The 22,669-nt window shown below is 70.8% G+C and carries 19 protein-coding genes; 8 read left to right on the forward strand and 11 right to left on the reverse strand.

Going from position 1 to position 22,669, the window contains the following annotated elements:
* Positions 1-2 precede the first annotated feature (2 nt).
* Together ACFFQA_RS35830 and ACFFQA_RS35835 are read right to left on the reverse strand one after the other, a co-directional pair.
* Positions 3-362, reverse strand: a complete 360-nt coding sequence (locus ACFFQA_RS35830) for a hypothetical protein (RefSeq protein WP_377862171.1) — start codon at positions 360-362, stop codon at positions 3-5.
* A 104-nt stretch (positions 363-466) separates the two neighbouring features.
* Positions 467-934, reverse strand: coding sequence for a ribose-5-phosphate isomerase (locus ACFFQA_RS35835; RefSeq protein ID WP_377862174.1), 468 nt, complete (start codon positions 932-934; stop codon positions 467-469).
* Positions 935-1,007: 73 nt separating this feature from the next.
* Between ACFFQA_RS35835 and ACFFQA_RS35840 the strand changes: the two genes are divergently transcribed.
* Entirely contained in the window at positions 1,008-1,724 is a 717-nt protein-coding gene (locus ACFFQA_RS35840) for a 2-phosphosulfolactate phosphatase (protein ID WP_377862177.1), read from the forward strand.
* Positions 1,721-2,524: an MBL fold metallo-hydrolase gene (locus tag ACFFQA_RS35845; RefSeq protein ID WP_377862180.1), complete on the forward strand. Its 804-nt coding sequence runs from the start codon at positions 1,721-1,723 to the stop codon at positions 2,522-2,524. Before ACFFQA_RS35840 ends, ACFFQA_RS35845 begins: the two co-directional genes overlap by 4 nt.
* Here ACFFQA_RS35845 and ACFFQA_RS35850 read toward each other — a convergent pair.
* Positions 2,511-3,884: an L-serine ammonia-lyase gene (locus tag ACFFQA_RS35850; protein ID WP_377862183.1), complete on the reverse strand. Its 1,374-nt coding sequence runs from the start codon at positions 3,882-3,884 to the stop codon at positions 2,511-2,513. The genes ACFFQA_RS35845 and ACFFQA_RS35850 overlap by 14 nt on opposite strands.
* A 138-nt stretch (positions 3,885-4,022) precedes the next feature.
* On the reverse strand, positions 4,023-4,643 hold the full coding sequence (locus ACFFQA_RS35855) for a mycothiol-dependent nitroreductase Rv2466c family protein (RefSeq protein WP_377862186.1): 621 nt from the start codon (positions 4,641-4,643) through the stop codon (positions 4,023-4,025).
* Positions 4,644-4,795: 152 nt separating this feature from the next.
* Between ACFFQA_RS35855 and pepN the strand changes: the two genes are divergently transcribed.
* The gene (pepN, locus tag ACFFQA_RS35860) at positions 4,796-7,360 is read left to right on the forward strand and encodes an aminopeptidase N (RefSeq protein WP_377862189.1); all 2,565 of its coding nucleotides are present in this window, start codon (positions 4,796-4,798) and stop codon (positions 7,358-7,360) included.
* A gap of 175 nt (positions 7,361-7,535) precedes the next feature.
* On the opposite strand, the gene ACFFQA_RS35865 is transcribed toward pepN, so the two are convergent.
* From ACFFQA_RS35865 to ACFFQA_RS35875, 3 genes are read right to left on the reverse strand one after another with little or no spacing between them, the layout of a single operon-like run.
* The gene (locus tag ACFFQA_RS35865; protein ID WP_377862192.1) at positions 7,536-8,018 is read right to left on the reverse strand and encodes a DUF5130 family protein; all 483 of its coding nucleotides are present in this window, start codon (positions 8,016-8,018) and stop codon (positions 7,536-7,538) included.
* Positions 8,005-8,259: an aa3-type cytochrome oxidase subunit CtaJ gene (ctaJ, locus tag ACFFQA_RS35870; protein WP_377862195.1), complete on the reverse strand. Its 255-nt coding sequence runs from the start codon at positions 8,257-8,259 to the stop codon at positions 8,005-8,007. Before ctaJ ends, ACFFQA_RS35865 begins: the two co-directional genes overlap by 14 nt.
* A 10-nt stretch (positions 8,260-8,269) precedes the next feature.
* Positions 8,270-9,538, reverse strand: coding sequence for an MFS transporter (locus tag ACFFQA_RS35875; protein WP_377862198.1), 1,269 nt, complete (start codon positions 9,536-9,538; stop codon positions 8,270-8,272).
* Positions 9,539-9,844: 306 nt separating this feature from the next.
* Here ACFFQA_RS35875 and ACFFQA_RS35880 point away from each other — a divergent pair, with 306 nt between their 5' ends.
* Positions 9,845-10,390, forward strand: a complete 546-nt coding sequence (locus tag ACFFQA_RS35880) for a hypothetical protein (protein ID WP_377862200.1) — start codon at positions 9,845-9,847, stop codon at positions 10,388-10,390.
* A gap of 52 nt (positions 10,391-10,442) precedes the next feature.
* Here ACFFQA_RS35880 and ACFFQA_RS35885 read toward each other — a convergent pair whose 3' ends face one another.
* Positions 10,443-11,108: an HNH endonuclease gene (locus ACFFQA_RS35885; protein ID WP_377862203.1), complete on the reverse strand. Its 666-nt coding sequence runs from the start codon at positions 11,106-11,108 to the stop codon at positions 10,443-10,445.
* A 165-nt stretch (positions 11,109-11,273) separates the two neighbouring features.
* Here ACFFQA_RS35885 and ACFFQA_RS35890 point away from each other — a divergent pair, with 165 nt between their 5' ends.
* From ACFFQA_RS35890 to ACFFQA_RS35905, 4 genes are all read left to right on the forward strand, one after another.
* Complete coding sequence (locus tag ACFFQA_RS35890; RefSeq protein ID WP_377862206.1) at positions 11,274-13,400, forward strand: prolyl oligopeptidase family serine peptidase; 2,127 nt, start codon at positions 11,274-11,276, stop codon at positions 13,398-13,400.
* Between the two features lie 30 nt (positions 13,401-13,430).
* Complete coding sequence (locus ACFFQA_RS35895) at positions 13,431-14,339, forward strand: mechanosensitive ion channel family protein (protein ID WP_377862209.1); 909 nt, start codon at positions 13,431-13,433, stop codon at positions 14,337-14,339.
* Positions 14,340-14,399: 60 nt separating this feature from the next.
* Complete coding sequence (locus ACFFQA_RS35900) at positions 14,400-14,783, forward strand: globin (protein ID WP_377862212.1); 384 nt, start codon at positions 14,400-14,402, stop codon at positions 14,781-14,783.
* Positions 14,784-14,853: 70 nt separating this feature from the next.
* The gene (locus ACFFQA_RS35905; RefSeq protein ID WP_377862215.1) at positions 14,854-16,461 is read left to right on the forward strand and encodes a glycoside hydrolase family 13 protein; all 1,608 of its coding nucleotides are present in this window, start codon (positions 14,854-14,856) and stop codon (positions 16,459-16,461) included.
* A gap of 93 nt (positions 16,462-16,554) precedes the next feature.
* Here the strand turns inward: ACFFQA_RS35905 and ACFFQA_RS35910 are convergent, their stop codons facing one another.
* The 3 genes from ACFFQA_RS35910 to ACFFQA_RS35920 are packed head-to-tail and all read right to left on the reverse strand — an operon-like array spanning position 16,555 to position 22,625.
* Entirely contained in the window at positions 16,555-17,202 is a 648-nt protein-coding gene (locus ACFFQA_RS35910) for a DUF8185 domain-containing protein (protein ID WP_377862218.1), read from the reverse strand.
* Positions 17,195-17,629 carry an acyl-CoA thioesterase gene (locus tag ACFFQA_RS35915; protein ID WP_377862221.1) on the reverse strand — a complete coding sequence of 145 codons (435 nt, stop codon included), beginning with the start codon at positions 17,627-17,629 and terminating at the stop codon, positions 17,195-17,197. The genes ACFFQA_RS35910 and ACFFQA_RS35915 overlap by 8 nt, the downstream gene beginning before the upstream one ends.
* A gap of 16 nt (positions 17,630-17,645) precedes the next feature.
* Positions 17,646-22,625, reverse strand: coding sequence for an NAD-glutamate dehydrogenase (locus ACFFQA_RS35920; protein ID WP_377862223.1), 4,980 nt, complete (start codon positions 22,623-22,625; stop codon positions 17,646-17,648).
* Between the last annotated feature and the right edge of the window lie 44 nt (positions 22,626-22,669).

Raw genomic sequence — 22,669 nt, forward strand, 5'->3', positions numbered from 1 at the left:
GTTCAGCTGGGCCACCACGCGGGGCCCCATGCGACCACGGAGAGGCCAACGTAGCCGAGCAGACACCACGCGCCGATCACCAGTCCGGAGCGCACGGCGGTGCGCACCACGAGCTCGGCGCGCCGTCGCCTTGCGTGGACCAGCCCCGCGACCAGTGCGACGAAGGGCACTACGAACGCGCCGACGATCAGCCACACGCCGATCCCGAGCCCGCAGTCCGGCGGACCGCACGGCGGCTGGCCGTCGAAGGCGTTGACGATGAGCGCGCTCTGGGCGAAGTACAACGCGAGCACTCCCACAACGGTCACGCCGAACGCGACCGCCGCCGACACCACCCACGTCCCCGTCCCGAACTCACGCACTCAACCCGACTACCCCCCGCGCGTTCCGGCCATTCGCGGGCTTATGGACGCTTTCGGTGCTCCGGAAAGGTCCATAAGCCCGCGAATGGCGGGTAGGTGCCGGGTCAGGGGAGGGCGGGGGCGACCTTGGTCTTCTCGTACTCGGAGATCAGGGCGATGCGGCGGTTGTGGCGCTCGTCGTCGGAGAACGGGGTCTCCAGGAAGGCGTCCACGATCGCGGCGGCCTCCTCGGCGGTGTGCTGGCGGGCGCCGACACCGATGACCTGGGCGTTGTTGTGCTCACGGGCGAGCTTGGCGATCTCGGTGCTCCAGGCGAGGGCGGCCCGGCAGCCCTCCACCTTGTTCGCGGCGATCTGCTCGCCGTTGCCGGAGCCGCCGATCACGACGCCGAGGCTGCCGGCGTCCGCGACGACGCGGCGGGCGGTCTCGATGCAGAAGGGCGGGTAGTCGTCCAGGGCGTCGTAGACGTGCGGACCGACGTCGACGACGTCGTGACCGCGCCCGGTGAGGTGCTCGACGAGGTGGGACTTCAGCTCGAAGCCCGCGTGGTCGGATCCAAGGTAAACGCGCACGGAAACGGAGTCTGTCATCTGTCGCGCGGGTATTCGCTGGCCGCCCCCTGCTGGGCGTTGCCAGGATGGGACGGTGGACGCGTGGTTCAGGCAAGCCGGTTACCAGGTACGACTCGAATGGGGACCCGACGGGGTGACCGCGCTCGGCGGCGACTGCGCTGTGCTCGTGATCGTGGATGTGTTGTCCTTCACCACGTCCGTCGACATCGCGGTGAGCAGGGGTGCCCGGATCATGCCACTGCGGTGGAAGGACGAGGCCGCCGAGGAGAACGCCCGGCTCGCCGGCCTGCCGGTGGGTGCGGCCTTCGGTGACAAGCTCTCGCTGCGCCCGTCGTCGCTGACCTCCATCGAACCCGGCACGACGCTCGCCCTGCCGTCGGCGAACGGAGCGACTCTGTGCGCTCTGGCGGAGGAAACCGGCGCGCACGTGCTGACCGGCTGCCTGCGCAACGCCGACGCCGTCGCAACGCGAGCACGTGAGCTCGCGGGCGAGCGCCCCATCGGGATCATCGCGGGCGGCGAGCGGTGGCAGCTGCCCGGCGACCCGCTGCGACCGTGCTGGGAGGACCTGCTCGGGGCAGGTGCGATCATCTCGGCGCTACCCGATGGACGGTCCCCCGAAGCGGAGATGGCGGCGCGGACCTACCAGGCCACCGGAGCGGAGATGCTGGCCGACTGCGTGGGCGCCAAGGAGCTGGTCGCCGCCGGGTACCCGGATGATGTGCGCCTGGCAACTGAGGTGAACGTCAGCACCGTGACACCCCGACTGAGCAACGGAGTTCTCTCGTGACGAACTGGATCGAAGTCGCCGACCGGGTGTACGTGCGGCGCTACGAGGAGCTGGACCTCACGGTCGGGCTCGTGGTCGGCGACGACGGCTGCCTGGTGGTCGACACCAGGGGCGACGAGGACCAGGGCGCGGAGCTCGCCGCGGCGGTGCGCGAGGTCACGCCGCACCCGTGGACCGTCGTCTACACGCACGCGCACTTCGACCACGCCTTCGGCACTTCGGCCTTCCACGGCGCCGATGTGTGGGCACATCGGCTGTGCCACAAGGCTCTCGTGGACAACGGCGCGGAGCAGCTGCGGTCGTGGGGCGAGCGCTACCGCGCGGACGGCAAGCCGGAGATCGCGGACGCGCTGGACCGCACGACCTTGGTGCTGCCCAACCGGCTCGTGGACGACCGCGCCGGGCTCTCGGTGGGCGGGCGGCACGTGGAGCTGGTCCACCCGGGCTTCGGGCACTCCGACCACGACCTGCTGGTCCACGTGCCGGACGCGCGGGTGCTCTTCGTCGGCGACCTCGTGGAGAACGGCGCGCCGCCGCAGTTCGGGGACGCGCACCCGCTGAGCTGGCCGACCGCGCTGACCACGATCCTCGACTTCGACGTGGACGTCGTCGTCGCGGGGCACGGTGATCCGGTGGACCTGGACTTCGTCGCCGACCAGCGCGAGGAGCTGCGCGAGATCGCCCAGCTGTGCAGGGCCGTCGCGGCGGGCGAAGTGTCCACTGAGGACGCTTTGGCGGCCTCCCCCTATCCGGAGGAGTTCACCAGGACCGCGGTGGAGCGGGTGCTCAGCACTCGATGACGTTCACCGCGAGCCCGCCGCGGGCGGTCTCCTTGTACTTGACCTTCATGTCCGCACCGGTCTCGCGCATCGTCTTGATGGCCTTGTCCAGCGAGACGAAGTGGGTGCCGTCGCCGCGCATCGCCATGCGGGATGCGGTGATCGCCTTGATCGAGGCCACCGCGTTCCGCTCGATGCACGGGATCTGCACCAGGCCGCCGATGGGGTCGCAGGTGAGGCCGAGGTTGTGCTCCAGCGCGATCTCCGCGGCGTTCTCCACCTGCTCCGGGCTGCCGCCGAGGACCTCGGTCAGCCCGGCCGCCGCCATCGAGCACGCCGACCCCACCTCGCCCTGGCAGCCGACCTCGGCTCCGGAGATCGACGCGTTCTCCTTGTACAGCACGCCGATCGCCGCCGCGGTCAGCAGGAAACGAACGATTGCGTCGTCGTTGGCGCCCGGCACGAAGCGCGCGTAGTAGTGCAGCACCGCCGGGATGATCCCGGCCGCTCCGTTGGTCGGCGCGGTCACGACGCGGCCGCCGGAGGCGTTCTGCTCGTTGACCGCCAACGCGAACAGCGTCACCCAGTCCATCACGCGCAGCGGATCGGTCGTGTAGTGCTCGCCGGAGAGCGTCTGGAACAGGGTCGCCGCCCTGCGCTGGACCTTCAGGCCGCCGGGCAGCACGCCCTCGGTCTCGCAGCCCTCGCGGACGCAGTCCTGCATCACGTGCCAGATCCGCAGCAGCCCCGCGCGGACCTCGGCCTCCGACCGCCACGCCTGCTCGTTGGCGAGCATGATGTCGCTGATCGACATCCCGGTGCGCCTGGTCTGCTCCAGCAGCTCGATGCCGTTGCGGAACGGGTAGGCCAGCTTCGTGTCGTCCTGCTTGATGCGGTCGGCTCCCGCGGCGTTCTCGTCGACGACGAAGCCGCCGCCGACCGAGTAGTAGGTGCGCGCGCGGAGCTCGTTGCCCTTGGCGTCGAAGGCGACGAACGTCATGCCGTTGGGGTGGTACGGCAGGGACTTGCGCCGGTGCAGCGTCAGGTCCTCGCGCTCGGAGAAGGCGATCTCGTGCGTGCCCAGCAGGTTCAGCCGTCCCGTCGCGCGGATCTCGGCGACGCGCGGCTCCACCGACGCGGTGTCGACCGTCTCCGGGTCCTCGCCGGCGAGGCCGAGCAGCACCGCCTTGTCGCTGCCGTGGCCGTGGCCGGTCGCGCCGAGCGAGCCGAACAGCTCCGAGCGGACCCGCGTGGTCTCGGCGAGCAGGCCGTCGGCTTTCAGACCCGCGACGAAGGTGCACGCCGCGCGCATGGGACCGACCGTGTGCGAGCTGGACGGGCCGATGCCGATCTTGAAGAGCTCGAAGACGCTGATCGCCACTGCAGGCACCACTTCCCATGCGGATCGAGGCCGCCCCGTTGCGGCCTGCCCCGAGTCTGACACAGCTGGGTGAACGCGAGCCGCACGCAGTGAGAACGGCGCCACCGGCGAGGTGACGCCGTTCACGGACGGATCGGTTCAGGAGAAGTCGGGGTCCTCGGTGCGGGTCCGCTTCAGCTCGAAGAAGTGCGGGTAGCCCGCGAGCAGCCGGGCGCCGTCGAAGACCTTGCCCGCGTCCTCGCCGCGCGGGATGCGGGAGAGCACCGGGCCGAAGAACGCCACGCCGTCCACGTGGATCACCGGGGTGCCCACGTCCATGCCCACCGGGTCCATGCCGCGGTGGTGGCTGGCCTTGAGCTCGTCGTCGTACTCCGTGGAGGTCGCCGCCCCTGCCAGGTCGGCGGGCAGGCCGACCTCGGCCAGCGCCTCGGCGATCACCGCCTCCCAGTCCTGGCGGTGCTCGTTGTGCAGCCGGGTGCCGAGCGCGGTGTAGAGCGGGCGCAGCACCTCCTGCCCGTGGTGCTTGGCGGCGGCGATGGCCACCCGCACCGGGCCCCAGCCGCGCTCCATCAGCTCCTGGTACTGCTCCGGCAGCTCGCGGCCCGAGTTGAGCACCGAGAGGCTCATCACGTGGAAGTCGAGCTCGACGTCACGGACCTTCTCGACCTCCAGCATCCAGCGGGAGGTGATCCAGGCCCACGGGCACAGCGGGTCGAACCAGAAGTCGACGCGGGTCTTGCCGGGTTCCACAGCGGTCATGACGCCTCTTTCGAACGCGGATCTGTCCTCTTCACGCGGTAACCGCGAGGCGGCCCCCACCATTCCCACGTAGGTAGTAAAAAGTTCTTTGGGGGTCCGTGATTGGATGCCCTGACAGTCGGATGCCTACGAACCAGGACAGAGGTGAACACGTGGCCGCACCGAACCTCACGTGCGAGCAGGCCCAGCGGCGCGCGGCGCTGCTGAGGGTGGAGTCCTACGAGATCTCCCTGGACCTCACCGACGGCGCCGCCGGGCCCGGCGAGACCACGTTCCGCTCCACCACCACGGCCCGCTTCACCTGCACCGAGCCGGGCGCCTCGACGTGGGTCGACATCGTCGCGGCCGGGGTGCGGCGGGCGGTGCTCAACGGCGTCGAGCTGGACGTCACGGGCTACCGCGAGGAGGACGGCATCGCGCTGCCCGAGCTCGCCGCGTCCAACGAGCTGGTGGTCGAAGCCGACTGCCGCTACATGAACACCGGCGAGGGCGTGCACCGCTTCGTCGACCCGGTGGACAAGTCGGTCTACCTCTACACCCAGTTCGAGACCGCGGACGCCAAGCGCATGTTCGCCTGCTTCGACCAGCCGGACCTGAAGTCGGTCTACACCCTCACCGTGACCGCGCCGAACGACTGGAAGGTCATCTCCAACGCGGCGGCCACGCGCACCGAGGACACCGAGCTGGGCGCGGTGACCCACCACTTCCCCACCACCAAGCCGATGTCGACCTACCTGGTCGCCCTGGTCGCCGGCCCCTACGCGGAGTGGCGCGACGTCTACACCGACGCCGAGGGCGAGATCCCGCTGGGCCTGTACGTGCGCCAGTCGCTGGCCGAGCACATGGACCACGAGCGGCTGTTCACCGAGACCAAGCAGGGCTTCGAGTTCTTCAACAAGGCCTTCGGGGTGCGCTACCCGTTCGGCAAGTACGACCAGTGCTTCGTGCCGGAGTTCAACGCGGGCGCCATGGAGAACGCGGGCTGCGTGACCTTCCGCGACGAGTACGTCTTCCGCTCGCGGGTCACCCGCTACTTCTACGAGCGCCGCGCCGAGACCGTGCTGCACGAGATGGCGCACATGTGGTTCGGCGACCTGGTCACCATGCGCTGGTGGGACGACCTGTGGCTGAACGAGTCCTTCGCGACCTGGGCCAGCGTCTACGCCCAGGCCGAGGCCACCGAGTACAAGCACGCGTGGACCACGTTCGCCAACGTGGAGAAGTCCTGGGCCTACCGGCAGGACCAGCTGCCGTCGACGCACCCGATCGCCTGCGAGATCACCGACGTCGAGGCCGTTGAGGTCAACTTCGACGGCATCACCTACGCGAAGGGCGCCAGCGTCCTCAAGCAGCTCGTCGCGTACGTGGGCATCGAGAACTTCCTCGCCGGCCTGCGCATGTACTTCGACAAGCACGCGTGGGGCAACGCGACCCTCGCCGACCTGCTCGGCGCGTTGGAGCAGGCGTCCGGCCGCGACCTGTCGTGGTGGAGCGCGCAGTGGTTGCAGACCACCGGCCTGAACACCTTGCGGCCGCGGTTCGACGTGGACGGCGGCGACCGGTTCACCTCCTTCTCCGTGGTGCAGAGCGGCGCCAAGCCCGGCGCGGGTGAGCTGCGCACGCACCGCACCGCGATCGGCGTCTACGACCGCGACCGCACCACCGGCAAGCTCGTCCGGATCAACCGCGTCGAGCTGGACGTCACCGGTGAGGTCACCGAGGTGCCCGAGCTCGTCGGCACCCCGCGCGGCAAGCTCGTGCTGGTCAACGACGACGACCTGACCTACTGCGCGATGCGGCTCGACCCGGGCTCGCTCGCCACGCTGATCGACAGCATCGGCGAGATCGAGGAGTCCCTGCCGCGCACGCTGTGCTGGTCCGCCGCGTGGGAGATGACCCGCGAGGCCGAGCTGAAGGCCAGGGACTTCGTCACCCTGGTGCTCAACGGCATCGACGCGGAGACCGAGATCGGCGTCGTGATGCGGCTGCTGCTCCAGGCCCAGGCCGCGCTGAGCTCCTACGCCGACCCGTCGTGGCAGGCCGAGGGCTGGTTCCGGTTCACCACCAAGCTGTTCGACCTCGTCGAGTCCGCGGAGGAGGGTTCGGACCAGCAGCTGACCTACGTCAACACGCTGACCGGCTCGGTGCTGCGGCCGGAGCAGGTGGAGGTGCTGCGCGGCTGGCTGGACGGCTCCCGCGAGCTGCGCGGGCTGACCGTGGACACCGACCTGCGCTGGCGGCTGCTGCACGCGCTCGTCGCGCACGGCGCCGCGGGCGAGGACGAGATCGAGGCGGAGCTGGCCGCCGACCAGACCGCGACGGGTCAGCGCGCCGCCGAGCGCTGCCGGTCCGCGCGCCCGCTGGCCGAGGCCAAGGCGGAGGCCTGGGATCGGGCGATGCGCGACGACGAGCTGCCCAACGCGATCAACGAGGCGATCGTCAGCGGGTTCTCCCACCCGGCGCAGCGGGAGCTGCTGGAGCCGTACGTGCCGCGCTACTTCGCCGAGGTGGCGGAGATGTGGTCGCGCCGCTCCACCGAGCAGGCCCAGCCGTGCGTGGAGGGGCTGTTCCCGAGCTGGGCGATCGAGGAGTCGACCGTGGAGGCGGCGGACACGTGGCTGGAGGGCGAGGCCTCACCCGCCCTGCGCCGCCTGATCACCGAAGGCCGGGCGGGCGTCGTCCGCGCGCTCCGCGCTCGCGAGTTCGACCGCGCGTAATTCCCGCGCTTCCCGAAAAGGGGCCGCCGGTTCCCGGCGGCCCCTTTTCGCGTTTTGTCACCTAAGCGCGAATGAGAGCGCTCCCAACCCGCATCAAGGTGACACAACGCGAAAAACGACGGCGCCCGCCCACCGGGAGGGTGGACGGGCGCCGGGTGGATCGGAGTGCGGCGGGCTAGTGCTTGGGCGCGGGGCCCGCCTGGTCGGAGAGCATGCGCAGGCCGCTGACGAGACCACCGGAGAGGTCTCCCTCCTTGAAGGAGGCGACCATGCTCATCACCGCGAGCTTGCAGCTGCGGTCGGAGAGTCTGCGGGCGGACTCCTCGCCGGTCACGACCTCCAGCACGCGGCTGCCCGGCGAGACCGCGATGAGCACCGAGTCCGTCGCGCGCGCGCCGATGCCCGCGTGCAGCGACTCCGCCGTCTCCCGGCTGTCCTCGCCGAGGTCACCCAGGTAGACGCTGAAGTCCAGACCGGTCGCCCGGCTGGCCAGGGTCAGCGCCTCGTCCAGGGACGCCAGCTGCGAGGGGGTGAACGGGACCGCGGGCGGCTCCGGCTGCACCATCCTGGCGGCCGAGATCCGGCCGCTGGTGGTCAGCGCCTCACCGGGACCCAGCTCGGCCTCCAGCTCCTTCTTGACGACCTCACCAGCTACCACGGGCACCTCCCCGAGCGGTCCGGACGGACTGCGCTGCGGACTCGACGGGCGCGGAGTGGTTCACGCGCACGCCGACCCCGGCCGGGTTGGCCGTCCACCACACCGGCTCGTAGTCCCAGTCCTGCCCCGGGCGGTACCTCGGGGTACGAGCGAACTTGGGCCACAGCGTCAGGAGCGCGATCACGCCGTAGATGGCCAGCGGGATCAGCGCAAAGACGAGTAGGGTCTCCGCGACGTTCACGGCTCGTACTCTAGATGCCCGATCCCCGCGCGGCTTGGCCAGGTCCACCCGTCCTCAGCAGCGGACCTCCCAGCACCACCGCGGTCGTGGCGACGATCACCGCGGCGCCCAGCAGCACCGTCTGCAGCGAGCTGGCCCCGGCGACCGGACCGGCCAGCGCGGCGCCCAGCGGCATCAGCCCCCACGCCAGCACCCGGTAGCCGCTGGAGACCCGGCCGAGCAGGTGGCCGGGGGTCAGCCGCTGCCGCCTCGTCGCCGACAGCACGTTCCAGCACCCGCTGCCGAGCCCGGTCACGAAGTACGCCACCCACGCCAGCTCCGGCGCGCCCGCCGTGCCCAGCACCGCGAAGCCGAGGGCGACCAGCAGCAAGGACCCGATCATCATCGGGCCCTCGCCGAAGCGGGCGGTCAGCACCGGGGACAGCCGCGCCGAGACGAGGATGCCAACGGCCATCGTGATCATCAGGGTCGGCACGAGCGCGGGGGCGAGGCCCAGGACCTGGATGGCGAACAGCGCGCTCACGACGTTCACCGCGGCCGCCGACAGGGCGCTGAGCACGACGGCGAGCACGAGCACCCGCAACGCGCGCTCGGTTGCCAGGTAGCGGACGCCCTCCACGACCTGGAGCAGCAGACGCGTCCGCGATCCGCCCACCGCGCCCTCGGGGTCGCGGCACGGGACGACGTCGGGCAGCCGGGCCACGTACCAGGCGGCCACGGCGAAGGACAGCGAGTCGAGCGCGAAGCACGCCGCCGGCTGCCACGCGAAGAGCAGGGTCGCCGCGAGCGGGCCCGCGAGATCGACCCCGATGGTTTCCGCTGTGACGAAGCGGCTGTTGGCGCGGTCCAGGTCAGCAGCACCCGCGATCTCCACGAGCAGCAGCTGGGACGCGGAGTCGGCGAAGGTCTCCGCGGTGGTGAGCACGAAAGCCAGCGCGGCGAGCACCGCGACCCCGTCGTTGCCGGTGAGCACGGCGAGGGCCAGCACGGCGGTCAGCACGGCGCGGGCGAGGTGGGAGACCAGCACGACCGTGCGCGGGCGCCACCGGTCCACGAGCGCGCCCGCCGGGAGCGCGACGAGCAACCAGGGGAGGAGCTCGGCGACGGCGACGGTGGACGCCGCCAGCGGGTCACCGGTCCGGACGGCGACGTAGAGCGGAAGCGCAGCCACCCGGACACCGTCTCCGACCAGTGAGACGGACCAGGCGAAGAACAGCCTGCGGAACGCGGTGCCGCGCACTCCCGCGCCCGCTGTGGCATCCCCGCCGGGGCCACTCACCGTGACCGTGTCCTCCCTCGGTGTCCAGTGTGTACGACGACACCGGTTACCGATCCCCCGACCTGCGGTGATCCGCATTATCGGCGAACGGTAGACCGCATTCGACCACTTCCTGGGAGCGGTTTCCGAAGATCACTCGACGAGACCACGACCTGCGGCCGAATGGCCCCGGTCCGGACGGCGGCGAATGGCGGTCAGCTTGGCGGCTTGTTCTCCGAGCGCCGGGGCCTTACTTTTTCACCTATCCGGGTCTTGCGTATGCATCCGATCTCCCCTTATCCGAACAATGATCGCTGGAGGGCAATCATGTCCACTTCGACCATCCCCACTCAGAGCAGCAACGTCACCCGTCCGGGTAAGGGCATGTTTACCGAAGCGTGCACTTCATACCAGGGAGTGCGGATCAGCGCACGGGACGGCGTCCGCATCAGCGCGCGGGACGGCGTTCGGATCAGCTCCTGCTCCGGGGTGCGCATCAGCGCACGTCAGGGTGTTCGGATCAGCGGGAAGGGCGGCGTTCGGATCAGCGCGAAGGATGGCGTGCGCATCAGTGCGCGGGAGGGCGTTCGGATCAGTTCCCGCGACGGCGTGCGAATCAGCAACCGCGACGGCGTGCGCATCAGTGCGCGGGACGGCGTTCGGATCAGTTCCCGCGACGGCGTGCGAATCAGCAACCACGAGGGCGTGCGGATCAGCCGCGAAGGGGTGCGGATCAGCAACCGCGACGGCGTGCGCATCAGTGCGCGAGACGGCGTTCGGATCAGTTCCCGCGACGGCGTGCGAATCAGCAACCGCGACGGCGTGCGGATCAGCCGCGAAGGGGTGCGGATCAGCTACGCGCTCGCGGCCTGAAAACGATCTCGACGTTGACTTCGACAGTGGCTGAAGGGGCCGGACCGGCCCCTCAGGCCGCTTCGTCCAGATAAGGCAACCAGAGCGGATCGGCCTCGGAAATGCTCGCGAGCAGCCGCCAGTACCGACCGCGCGGAGCGCGCGGAACCACCCGCAACCGCCAGCCCAGCTCGGAGAGCTGCTTGTCCGCCTTGCGGTGGTTGCACTTGGCACAGCAGGCCACGCAGTTCTCCCACGTGTGCGGGCCGCCCCTGCTGCGCGGGACCACGTGGTCGATCGTCTCGGCCCGGCCGCCGCAGTACGCGCAGCGGTAGCGGTCGCGGTACATCAGCGCGGCCCGTGTCATCGGGACCCGCCCCCGGTACGGCACGCGCACGAAGGTGCTCAGCCGGATCACCGACGGAACCAGCACGACCTCGCTCGCGGAGTGCAGCACGAGCCCGGCGGGATCACCGTGCACGACCTCGGCCTTGCCGCAGATGAGCAGCACGACCGCGCGGCGCAGCGGCAGTGCCGTCAGCGGTTCGTAGGTGGCGTTGAGCAGCAGGACCCTTCGTCTGCCCCAGATCGGCTTACCGTCCGCGGTGGCTTTGTCGCCCCCGAGCGGAGAGCCGGATCCGGCGTGGGATGATGATGTTGCCACCCCTGTCGGACACGGCTTTGCCCGAGGCGCCACCCTCAAGGGTGCGCCCTTGGTAGTCGGTTGTCGGTCTGGCACGCGACCACCTCCACCGGTTCAGTTCTTAGCAGACCACACAACCGCCCTCGTACGCACGTGTGATTCATGACGTGTCGGTGAAGACTCGGCCAATGAGCCGAGACACGGCCACCGGCCGGACCGACCAGCGAGGTGTGGTCGGTGCGAGCCTCTATCGTCGGTGCCGTGACCGATTCGCGACCTCCTGCCCTGCCGAACTCCTACCCCGACGCGCAGCGCCTCGACCTCGTCGAGGACCTGCACGGCCATCTCGTCGCCGACCCCTACCGCTGGCTTGAGGACACCGCGGACGAGCGGACCACCACGTGGGCGGCCGCACAGGACGAGCTGGCCAAGGCCCAGCTGGCCGCGCTGCCGGGACGGGACAGGATCGCGGGCAGGCTGGACCGGCTGATGCGGACCGGGTCGGTCGGCGCACCGCGCTGGCGCGCGGGCCGGGCGTTCTTCACCCGGCGGCAGCCCGACCAGGAGCACCCGGTGCTCTACGTGCGCGAGGCCGACGGCTCCGAGCGGGTGCTGCTGGACGTCACGGCGATGGACCCGACCGGGCTGACCACGCTGGACGGCTGGTCACCGAGCCTGGAGGGCACGCGGCTGGCCTACAAGGTCTCCAGCAGCGGCGACGAGGAGTCCCGGCTGAGCATCATCGACGTCGCCTCCGGCGAGCTGCTGGACGGCCCGATCGACCGGATGCGGTTCAGCTCGATGACCTGGCTGCCCGGCGGCGAGGAGCTGATCTACGTCCGGCGGCTGCCGCCGGAGGCGGTCCCCGAGGGCGAGGAGGTGTTCCACCGCAGGGTGTGGCGGCACCGCGTCGGCGCGGACACCTCGACCGACGCGCTGCTGCACGGCGACGGCCTTGACCTGACCTTCTACTACGGCACGCGGGTCTCCGACGACGGCCGCTGGCTGATCGTGGACGCCACCCCGGGCACCGCGCCGAAGCAGTCGGTGTGGATCGCCGACCTGCACGGCGGCGGCGAGCTGCGCAAGATCGTGGACGGCGACGCCGACGGCGGCTACTGCTCGGCGTGGGTGGAGGACGACGGCCGCCTCTACCTGATGACCACGTTGGACGCGCCGCGCTGGCGGCTGTGCGTCGCCGACCCGGAGCACCCGCAGCGGGAGAACTGGACCGAGCTGATCGCCGAAGACGCGGACTCGGTGCTGGAGGGCGTGCACCGGGTGCCCGCGACGGCGGAGCGGCCCGCGCGACTGCTGGCGCTGCGGACCAGGCACGCGGTCTCCGAGCTCTACCTGCACGACGAAGTCACCGGCGAGCGGGTCGGCCAGGTCCCCTTGCCCGGCATGGGTTCCGTGCACGCGGTGTCCACTGTGGACAGCAAAACCGCCGGGCACCCCGACGACGTCTGGCTGGGCTGGGCGGACTTCGTCACCCCGCCCTGCGTGTACCGCTACTCGCTGAGCACCGGGGAGATGGTGCTGGAGGCGACCGCCCCGGGCGCGGCCGCCGCACCGGCAGTGCACACCAGCCAGGTCGCCTACACCTCCAAGGACGGCACCACCGTGCGGATGTTCGTCATCTCGCCGCACGCGCGGCCGGAGCGCCCGCTGCCCACCCTGCTCAACGGCTACGGCGGGTTCTCGCTGAGCTCCTCGCCCGGCTACCGCGCCGCGGCGCTGGCGTGGGCGGAGGCGGGCGGCGTCTACGCCATCGCCTCGCTGCGCGGCGGCGGCGAGGAGGGCGAGGGGTGGCACCAGGCGGGTATGCGGGCCAACAAGCAGAACACCTTCGACGACCTGCACGCGGCGGCCGAGCACCTGGTCGCGACGGGCTGGACCACCTCGGAACAACTGTCGATCATGGGCGGTTCCAACGGCGGCCTGCTGGTCGGGGCGGCGCTCACCCAGCGACCGGAGCTCTACCGCGCGGTGGTCTGCTCGGCCCCGTTGCTGGACATGGTCCGCTACGAGAAGTTCCTCATCGGCCGCACCTGGAACGACGAGTACGGCAGCGCGGACAACCCGGAGGAGCTGCCGTGGCTGCTGTCCTACTCGCCGTACCACCACGTGCGCGAGGGGGTCCGCTACCCGTCGGTGCTGTTCACCGTCTTCGAGTCGGACACCCGCGTTGATCCTTGCCACGCAAGGAAAATGTGCGCAGCGCTTCAGCACGCCACCATCGGGTCCGATGTTGATCACCCGATAGTGTTCCGCCGTGAGACTGAGGTCGGCCACTCGGCACGTTCGGTGTCCCGGATGGTCGACCTGCTCACGGACGAGTTGGCGTTCCTGGCTTCGGCCACCGGACTGGACCTGGAGAGTCGGTAAGTGCAGTCGCTTCCGATAGACCTGAACACGATGACCGAGGCGGTGCAGAACCCGGAGCAGGCGGCCTCATGGGTCGCGGACAACTGGCCGAGGCTGCTCGCGGGAGCGGGTCAGATCATCCTGATCATCCTGCTCGCCTTCATCGCCAGGTACCTGGTGCACCGGGCGATCCGCAAGCTCACCAGCGGCGGCGACGGCAAGGTGCCGAAGCTGTTGCAGCCGTTGAAGGAGCGGGCGCCGGAGTCGCTCGGCCCGCTGCTGTCCGAGCGGCGCAAGCAGCGGGCGCAGACCATGGGTTCGGTGCTGCGCTCGGCGTTCTCCATCCTGATCTACGGCGTGGCGTTCCTGATGGTGCTGGACGTGCTGGGGGTCAACCTCACGCCGATCCTCGCCTCGGCGAGCGTGCTCGGCGTCGCGATCGGTTTCGGCGCGCAGAACCTGGTGAAGGACTTCCTCTCCGGCATCTTCATGCTGCTGGAGGACCAGTACGGCGTTGGTGACGTCGTCGACCTCGGTGAGGCCAGCGGCACCGTGGAGTCGGTCGGACTGAGAGTGACCACGCTGCGGGACGGCAACGGCACCGTCTGGTACGTCCGCAACGGCACGGTGATGCGGGTCGGCAACTCCACCCAGGGCTTCGCGGTCGCCGTCGTCGACGTGCCCCTGGCCTACACCGTGGACGTCAACAGGGCGATCGAGCTGATCGGCGAGACGACCGCGGCGGCCACCCAGGTCGCCCCGCTCGCCGACGACGTGCTGGCGGCCCCCGAGGTCCTCGGTGTGGAGAAGGTCACGTCGGAGACGATCACCGTCAGGGTCACCGTGAAGGTCCGGCCGAGCAGGCAGTGGGCCGTGCAGCGGGCGCTGCGGGCCAAGGTCAAGTCGGCGGTGGACGAGGCGGGCATCGAGGCCCAGCCGGTCGCGGCCGCCGACTCCTGACCCGCGTCGCTGTCCGGGCGGTCCTCGTACCGCCCGGACGCGGCGTGTCAGGATGGACGGGTGGGCACTCCCGAGACTTTCTACGAGGCCGTGGGCGGCGAAGAGACCTTCCGGCGGCTCGTGGCCCGCTTCTACGCCGAGGTGGCCGTCGACCCGCTGCTGCGGCCGCTGTACCCGGAGGAGGACCTCGGTCCCGCCGAGGACCGCATGCGGATGTTCCTGATGCAGTACTGGGGCGGCCCGCACGACTACTCCGACCAGCGTGGGCACCCCCGGCTGCGGATGCGGCACATGCCGTTCAAGGTCGGCCCCCTCGAACGGGACGCGTGGCTGCGCTGCATGCGGATCGCGGTCGACGAGGCGGGGCTGGACGAGGCGCACCGCAAGCAGCTCTGGGATTACCTGGAGATGGCGGCGAACAGCCTGATGAACTCCCCCGTCTGACCCCTGAACGGGCCTCGGATCGCCCTCATCGGGCGGTTGTTGTCGGTGCCGGATGGCAGGATGAACTCCCGTGCGACCTTCCCCCGGCTCCTCGCCCGACACCGAGCACGCCGACGCCCCGGGCACCTTCTGGTGGAACAACACCGTGTTCTACCAGGTCTACGTCCGTTCCTTCGCCGACGCGAACGGGGACGGGGTCGGTGACCTGGAGGGCATCAGGGCCCGCCTCGGCTACCTCGAACTGCTCGGCATCGACGCCCTGTGGCTGACCCCGTTCTACCGCTCCCCCATGGCCGACCACGGCTACGACGTGGCCGACCCGAGGGACGTCGACCCGCTCTTCGGCGACCTGGCCGCCTTCGACCGGCTGGTCGCCGACGCGCACTCGCGCGGCATCCGGGTCACGGTGGACCTGGTGCCCAACCACAGCAGTGACCAGCACGAATGGTTCCAGGAGGCGCTGCGCGCGGCCCCTGGCAGCCGGGAACGGGAGCGCTACGTCTTCCGTGACGGGCGCGGCGCGGACGGCTCGGAGCCGCCGAACAACTGGCCGAGCATCTTCGGCGGACCGGCGTGGTCCCGGGTGCCCGACGGCCAGTGGTACCTGCACCTGTTCGCCCCGGAGCAGCCGGACCTGAACTGGGCCAACCCCGAGGTGGCCGAGGACCTGGACCGCACCCTGCGGTTCTGGCTGGACCGCGGCGTGGACGGCTTCCGCATCGACGTGGCGCACGGCATGGCCAAGTCCGCGGACCTGCCGGATGTCGGCGACGGCTTCATCAGCGGCACCGCGGTGCTGCACGACAACGACAACGACCCGCGCTTCGACAACGACGAGGTGCACGAGATCCACCGCCGCATCCGCAAGGTGCTCGACGAGTACCCGGACCGGATGGCGGTCGGCGAGATCTGGGTCAAGGGCGACGACCGCTTCGCCGCCTACGTCCGGCCGGACGAGCTGCACCTCGGCTTCAACTTCCGCCTGGTGGAGACCGAGTTCGACGCGGAGCAGGTGCGCTCGGCGATCGACCACTCCATCGCGGCGGTGCGGACCGTGGGCGCGCTGCCGACCTGGACGCTGTCCAACCACGACGTGGTCCGGCACGCCACCCGCTACGGCGACGGCGAGCTGGGACAGGCGCGGGCACGGGCCATGGCCCTGGTCGAGCTGGCGCTGCCGGGCGTCGTCTACCTGTACAACGGCGAAGAGCTCGGCCTGCCCAACGTGGACCTGCCGGACTGGGCGCTCCAGGACCCGGTGTGGGAGCGCTCCGGTCGCACCGAGCGCGGCCGCGACGGCTGCCGCGTCCCGATGCCGTGGGAAGGTGACGGGCCGACTTTCGGCTTCACCACGGGCGAGACGACCTGGCTGCCGATGCCGCAGGACTGGGGTTCGCTGACCGTCGAGGCGCAGCTGGAGGACCCAGGCTCGATGCTCTCGCTGTACCGCCAGGCCATCGAGCTGCGCAGGACGCATCCGGGCTTCGCGGGCGAGGAGATCGAGTGGTACGGCGCGCCGGAGGGCTGCTGTGCCTTCCGCCGCAGGTCCGGCGGCCTGATCTGCGCGCTGAACACCTCGGACGCCCCGGTCCCGCTCCCGCCGGGCGAGGTGGTCCTCGCCAGCGCCCCGCTCGCCGACGGCGAGCTCCCCCCGAACGCCGCCGTCTGGCTGGCCTGATCCACCCCGCACCCCACCCCGCCCGCCCCACATCGGCCGGCTGGGGTGGGGTTGCCCGTTCATGACCAGGCCCGCCGAGGCGGCGAGGGGTGGTCAGACCAGCAGGGGGAGCAGGGAGTGGCGGCGGCGGACCACGGCGCCGTAGCGGGCGTCGAGGCGGACCCAGGAGTCCGTTGCCGTCACCCGCACGACGTCCCCCTCCTGGCGGCCGGTGAGGAACCCCATGCCGGAGAGCGCGAACAGGCAGCGGAGCGGGATCTTCACGTCCAGACCGGAACCGCTGACCGTCAGGACCGACTGGTCCAGCAGCGAGGCGGGCGGCGTGCCCCGCGGCCCCGGGTTCTCCTTGGCCACCGCCACGCCCTGGTCGGCCAGGTCGGAGACCATCTCCGCGGGCAGGTCGTCGACCAGGAGCCAGCCCGTCGCGGGCGGCAGCGCCGAGCGCCACATGATGTCCTGCGGCGGGCCCGGGTCGATGCGCTCGCCGCCCACCACCGCCAGTGAGGCCAGCAGCTCGTTGCCGTTGACCGTCAGGTCGCTCGGCTCCACCCTGCCGCGGACGGTCCGGGTGACCAGGGTGTCGAACGGCGTCGACGCCCACGCGTCCAGCAGCGGCTGACCCTCGACGTTCTCCCGGACGCGCATGCGGACCAGGACGCCGGTGTCCAGCCGGACCGCGCGCGCCACGAAGGCGCCGAGGTCGTCGCGCTCGTCCCGGTCGGAGATGAGCAGCTCAGGCATGGACGTCCTCCACCAGGTACTTCTCCAGGAACTCGCGTTCTTCCTCGGCCAGCCGGCGCGCGCGGGTCGTCGCCACGTGGAAGCCGGCGACCAGGACCTCGCCGACCGCGGCGACCCTGTCCGACTCCGAAGGTCCACAGTGGACTGTGTGCCGCATGACGAACGTCGCGGGCCGCAGGTCGCTGATGTCGACCTGGACCCGCACCGGGCCGCCGGTCCAGTCCAGCGGGGCGCGGAAGTCCACGGTCAGCTTCGCAACGACGAGGCCCCGGGCCGGGTCGGCGAACCCGGCCCAGGGCGACGCGTGCGTGAACAGCATGTGCCCGCGCGCTTCCTCCATCAGCGTCACGATCACCGCGTGGTTGACGTGGCGGTTGAGGTCCATGTCCGCCCAGCGTGGATGGACATGGGTCACGAACGGGCTCACTGCTGGTGCTTCCCCTTTATCTCACGATGCTGCGGACCTGACGGGCCGCCACCGACAGCGTAGGCAGGTCGAGCCGACCGGCCTCACGGATGTCCTGCATCGCGGCCCGCATCCGGGCGAGGCGGGAGGCGTTGGCCTCCTCCCACTTCGCGATCTTCTCGTCCGCGGAGTCGTCGGGGTCGCTGGTGCGCAGCACGTCCAGCGTGATGGCGCGCATCGTCGAGTACAGGTCGTCGCGCAGCGCGAGCCTGGCCAGCGCGTGCCAGCGGTTGCCCCGCTCCAGCGCGCTCACCGAGACCAGCATCCGGTCGACGTCGAGGTGCTCGGACAACGCGTAGTACAGCTCCGCCGTCTGGCGCGGGCTGTGCTCGCCACCGTGGACCAGACCGCCCTCGCGCTCGGCCAGCTCGGCGACCTCGGTCACGTCCAGCAGGCAGTAGGTGTAGAGCAGCGAGGCCACCCGGCACGCCAGCTCCTTGGGCACGCCGGAGGACATCAGCCGCTCGGCGTGAGCCTGGACGGTCTCCAGCTCCCGGCCGCGCAGCATCTCCATCGCCCTGGGCGCGAGGTCGCCGACCACCCGCTGGAACCGGGTGATGTCCGCGCCCACCGCGAGCGGCTGCGGGCGGTTGGACAGCAGCCACCGCGACGCGCGGTCGAGCAGGCGCCGCGACTCCAGCACCATGTCGTCGGCCACGTGGGTCGGGATGACGTTGTCCAGGGCCTCGATCTCCCGCCACAGCGACGGCAGGTCGTAGACCTTGGTCACCACGGCGAAGGCGCGCACCGCGTCGGTGGCCGATGCCGTCATCTCCTCGGCGAGGCGGAAGGCGTAGGAGATGCCACCGCCGTCGACGACCTCGTTGACCAGCAGCGTGGAGATGATCTCCCGGCGCAGCGGGTGCGAGGGGATGGCGTCGCCGAAGCGCTCGCGCAGCGGCGTCGGGAAGTACTCCGGCAGCCTCGCCGCGAACGTGCCCAGCTCGGGCAGGTCGCTGGCCAGCACGTCGTCCTTGAGCGCGAGCTTGACGTGCGCCAGCAGCGTGGCCAGCTCCGGGGAGGTCAGGCCCTCGTTCGCCTGCTCCATCGACTTGAACTGGCCGCGGGTCGGCAGCGCCTCCAGTGCGCGGTCCAGCCCCCGGTTCTTCTCCAGGTCGGTGACCAGGCGCGAGTGCACCGACAGCATCGGCACGGCGTGCGCGCGGCTCACGCCGAGCACCCCGTTCTGCCGGTAGTTGTCGGTCAGCACCAGCTCGGCGACCTCGTCGGTCATCTCCACCAGCAGCTCGTCGCGCTGCGCGCCGTCCAGCCTGGCGTCGGCGACCAGCCGGTCCAGCAGGATCTTGATGTTGACCTCGTGGTCGGAGCAGTCCACCCCGGCGGAGTTGTCCAGCGCGTCGGTGTTGACCTTGCCGCCCGCCTTGGCGAACTCGATCCGGCCGCGCTGGGTCAGGCCCAGGTTGCCGCCCTCGCCGACGACCTTGACCCGCAGGTCGGAGCCGTCCACCCGGACCGCGTCGTTGGCCTTGTCGCCGACCTCGGCGTGGCTCTCGGTGCTGGCCTTGACGTAGGTGCCGATGCCGCCGTTCCACAGCAGGTCGACCGGGGCCAGCAGGATCGCCTTGATCAGCTCGGCCGGCGACAGCTTCTCCACGCCCTCGTCGATGCCAAGCACCTCGCGCACCTGCGGGGTGAGCGGGATGGACTTCGCGGTGCGCGGCCAGATCCCGCCGCCCTCGCTGATCAGGGCGCGGTCGTAGTCGTCCCACGAGGAGCGCGGCAGCGCGAACAGCCGGGCGCGCTCGGCGAAGCCGCTCGCCGCGTCCGGCGCCGGGTCGATGAAGACGTGCCGGTGGTCGAAGGCGGCGACGAGGCGGATGTGCTGGGAGAGCAGCATGCCGTTGCCGAAGACGTCACCGGACATGTCGCCGACGCCGACGACGGTGAACTCCTCGGTCTGGGTGTCCGTGCCGAGCTCGCGGAAGGCGCGCTTGACGCTCTCCCACGCGCCGCGCGCGGTGATGCCCATGGCCTTGTGGTCGTAGCCGATGGAGCCACCGGAGGCGAAGGCGTCGCCCATCCAGAAGCCGTAGCTGGCCGCGACCTCGTTGGCGATGTCGGAGAAGGTCGCCGTGCCCTTGTCCGCCGCGACCACCAGGTAGGTGTCGTCGCCGTCGTGCCGCACCACCTGCGGCGCCGGGACGACGACGTTGCCCTCCGGGGTGGCCTGGAGGTTGTCGGTGACGTCCAGCAGCGCCGAGATGAACATGCGGTAGCAGGCGATGCCCTCGGCCAGGAACGCCTCGCGGTCCAGGCCCGGGTCGCCGGTGGGCGTCGGCGGGCGCTTGACCACGAAGCCGCCCTTCGCGCCGACCGGCACGATCACCGCGTTCTTCACCGCCTGCGCCTTGACCAGGCCCAGGATCTCGGTGCGGAAGTCCTCGCGGCGGTCGGACCAGCGCAGACCACCGCGGGCGACCGGCCCGAAGCGCAGGTGCACGCCCTCGATGCGCGGGGAGTACACGAAGATCTCGAACGCCGGGCGCGGCTCCGGCAGGTCCGGGATCGCCGTCGGCTCCAGCTTGAACGCCAGGTACGGCTTGGTGGCATTGGCGTCATCGCGGACGAAGTAGTTCGTGCGCAACGTGGCGTTGATCAGGGTGAGGTAGCTGCGCAGGATGCGGTCCGCGTCCAGGCTGGTGACCTCGTCGATCATCCGGGTGATCTCGGCGACCAGCGTCTCGGTCTGCGCCCGGCGGCCCTCGTCGGCGAGTCTGGGGTCGAACCGGACCTCGAACAGCCGCACCAGCGCCGCGATGACCTCGGTGTGCGCGAGGACCGCGTCCTCGATGTAGTCCTGGCTGTAGGGGGTGCGGGCCTGGCGCAGGTACTTGGCGTAGGCGCGCAGCAACGCGGCCTGCTGCCAGTCCAGCCCGGCGCGCAACACCAGCGAGTTGAACCGGTCGACCTCGGCCTCGCCCCGCCACGCCGCGGCGAAGGCGTCCTGGAAGCGGGTGCGCACCGCGTCCAGGTTCTCCGCGCCGATCTGCTCCAGCACCGACGGCTCCAGGCGCAGCCCGAAGTCGAAGATCCAGCACTGGGTGCCGTCGTCGCGCACGACCTCGTAGGGGTGCTCGTCGACGACCTCGACGCCCATGCCCTGCAGCACCGGCAGCACCTGGGACAGCGTGATCCGGCGACCGGCCAGGTAGAGCTTGAAGCGGCGCTCCCCCGGCTCGGCGTCCTCGGGCACGTAGAAGCACATGTCCGCGTCGCCGGGCCCGGACAGCCGCTGCAGCCTGCGCAGGTCGGACAGGCCCTCGACGGCCGGGAAGTCCTCCTTGTAGGACTCCGGGAACATCGTGGCGTAGCGCTGGCCCAGCTCGGTCGCGGACTCCGTGCCCGCGGTGGCCGCGGAGTGCTCGGCGAGCACCGCGTCCACCATCAGGTCGTCCCAGCTGCGGGCGGCCTCGGACAGGCGGTTCTGGATGCTCGCGGTGTCCGGCTCGATGTCGCTCTGCGGGTCGGTGTGCACCATGAAGTGCACGCGCGCCAGCGCCGACTCGCCGATGCGGGCGCTGTACTCCAGGCCGGTGCCGTTGAGCTCGGCGAGCAGCACTTCCTGCATGGCCAGCCGCGAGGTCGTGGTGTAGCGGTCGCGCGGCAGGTAGACCAGGCAGGAGAAGAAGCGGCGGTAGGGGTCGCGGCGCAGGAACAGCCGCAGCTTGCGGCGCTCGGCGAGGGCCAGCACCTTGGTGGTGGTCTGGAACAGCGACTCGGGGTCGGTGGAGAACAGCTCGGTGCGCGGGTAGTTCTGGATCACCTCCAGCATCCGCTGGCCCGAGTAGGACGCCAGCGGGAAGCCGGCGCGGTGGATCACGTCGCGGACGCGGCGCTCCATCACCGGGATGTCCAGCACGTTCTCGTGCAGCGCGGTCGTGGTGAACACGCCGAGGAAGCGGTGCTCGCCGTTGACCTCACCGTTGGCGTCGAAGGTCTTCACGCCGACGTAGTACGGGTAGACCGAGCGGTGCACCGTGGACGGCGCGCTGGCCTGGGTCAGCACCAGCAGCTCCTTCGCCAGCGCCTGGGCGGCGGCGTCCGGACCCGCGGTGAAGCTGCGCGCGGCCAGGCTGTCCTGGCGCAGGACGCCGAGGCCGGAGGCGAGCACGGCGCGCAGCGCGGGCTCGTTGCCGGTGGTCTCGTCGCGGACCAGCTCGTAGTGCCGGTAACCGAGGAAGGTGAAGTGGCCGTCGGCCAGCCAGCGCAGCAGGCCGGCGCCGTCGACGACCTCCTCGCTCGGCAGCGGCGGCGGCGCGGTCTCCAGCTCCGTGGCCAGCTCCAGGGCGGTGCCCGCCATCTTCTCGCTGTCCTCGACGACCTCGCGAACGTCGTTGAGCACCGACAGCAGCCGCTGCTCAAGGTCCCGCGCGCGCTCGGCGTCGGTGATGTAGTCGACCTCGAGGTGCATCCAGGACTCGGCGAGCGCGTCCGCGGGCGGGGAGCTGGGGTCCGCGTCGTCGAGGACCTCCAGCAGCGTGCCGGTCACGTCCCTGCGCACCACCAGGATCGGGTGCACCACGCGCTGGACCTGCGCGCCGCTGCGGGTGAGCTCGGCGACGACCGAGTCGACGAGGTAGGGCATGTCGTCGGTCACCAGCTGGACCACGGTGGCCGGGCAGGCCCAGCCGTCATGGGCGCGTTCGGGGTTCAGCGCGCGGACCGCGGGGCGGCCGGGGACCCGGTTCTCGGCGAGCTGGTAGTGCGAACGGACCGCGCCGACCAGGTCGACGGGCTCGTCCTCGACGACCTCTTCCGCCGGGACGTGCCGGTAGTAGAGGCGGAGGAGCTCGGCGAGGTCCGGAGCGGCTTGCACCGCTCGGTCGAGCAGCTCGTCGCGGACCGACTCGGGACTTCCCGGGACGTCGTCGACGGGGTTGCGGGTGGACTCGGGACGGGAGGTTGCGGTACCCAACGGTTCTCCGGTCGAAGTCATTGTCAGCATGCTCCACGCGCTCTCCGGCACGCCGGTGTGCCGGG

It is taken from the genome of Allokutzneria oryzae (assembly GCF_042429765.1).
Classification (GTDB): domain Bacteria; phylum Actinomycetota; class Actinomycetes; order Mycobacteriales; family Pseudonocardiaceae; genus Allokutzneria; species Allokutzneria oryzae.

Coding starts and splice junctions, on each gene's coding strand:
- ACFFQA_RS35910 (WP_377862218.1), bottom strand. CDS start 17,202: ATGCCTGAGCTGCTCATCTCCGACCGGGACGAGCGCGACGACCTCGGC.
- ACFFQA_RS35880 (WP_377862200.1), top strand. CDS start 9,845: ATGTCCACTTCGACCATCCCCACTCAGAGCAGCAACGTCACCCGTCCG.
- ACFFQA_RS35920 (WP_377862223.1), bottom strand. CDS start 22,625: ATGACTTCGACCGGAGAACCGTTGGGTACCGCAACCTCCCGTCCCGAG.
- ACFFQA_RS35895 (WP_377862209.1), top strand. CDS start 13,431: ATGACCGAGGCGGTGCAGAACCCGGAGCAGGCGGCCTCATGGGTCGCG.
- ACFFQA_RS35855 (WP_377862186.1), bottom strand. CDS start 4,643: ATGACCGCTGTGGAACCCGGCAAGACCCGCGTCGACTTCTGGTTCGAC.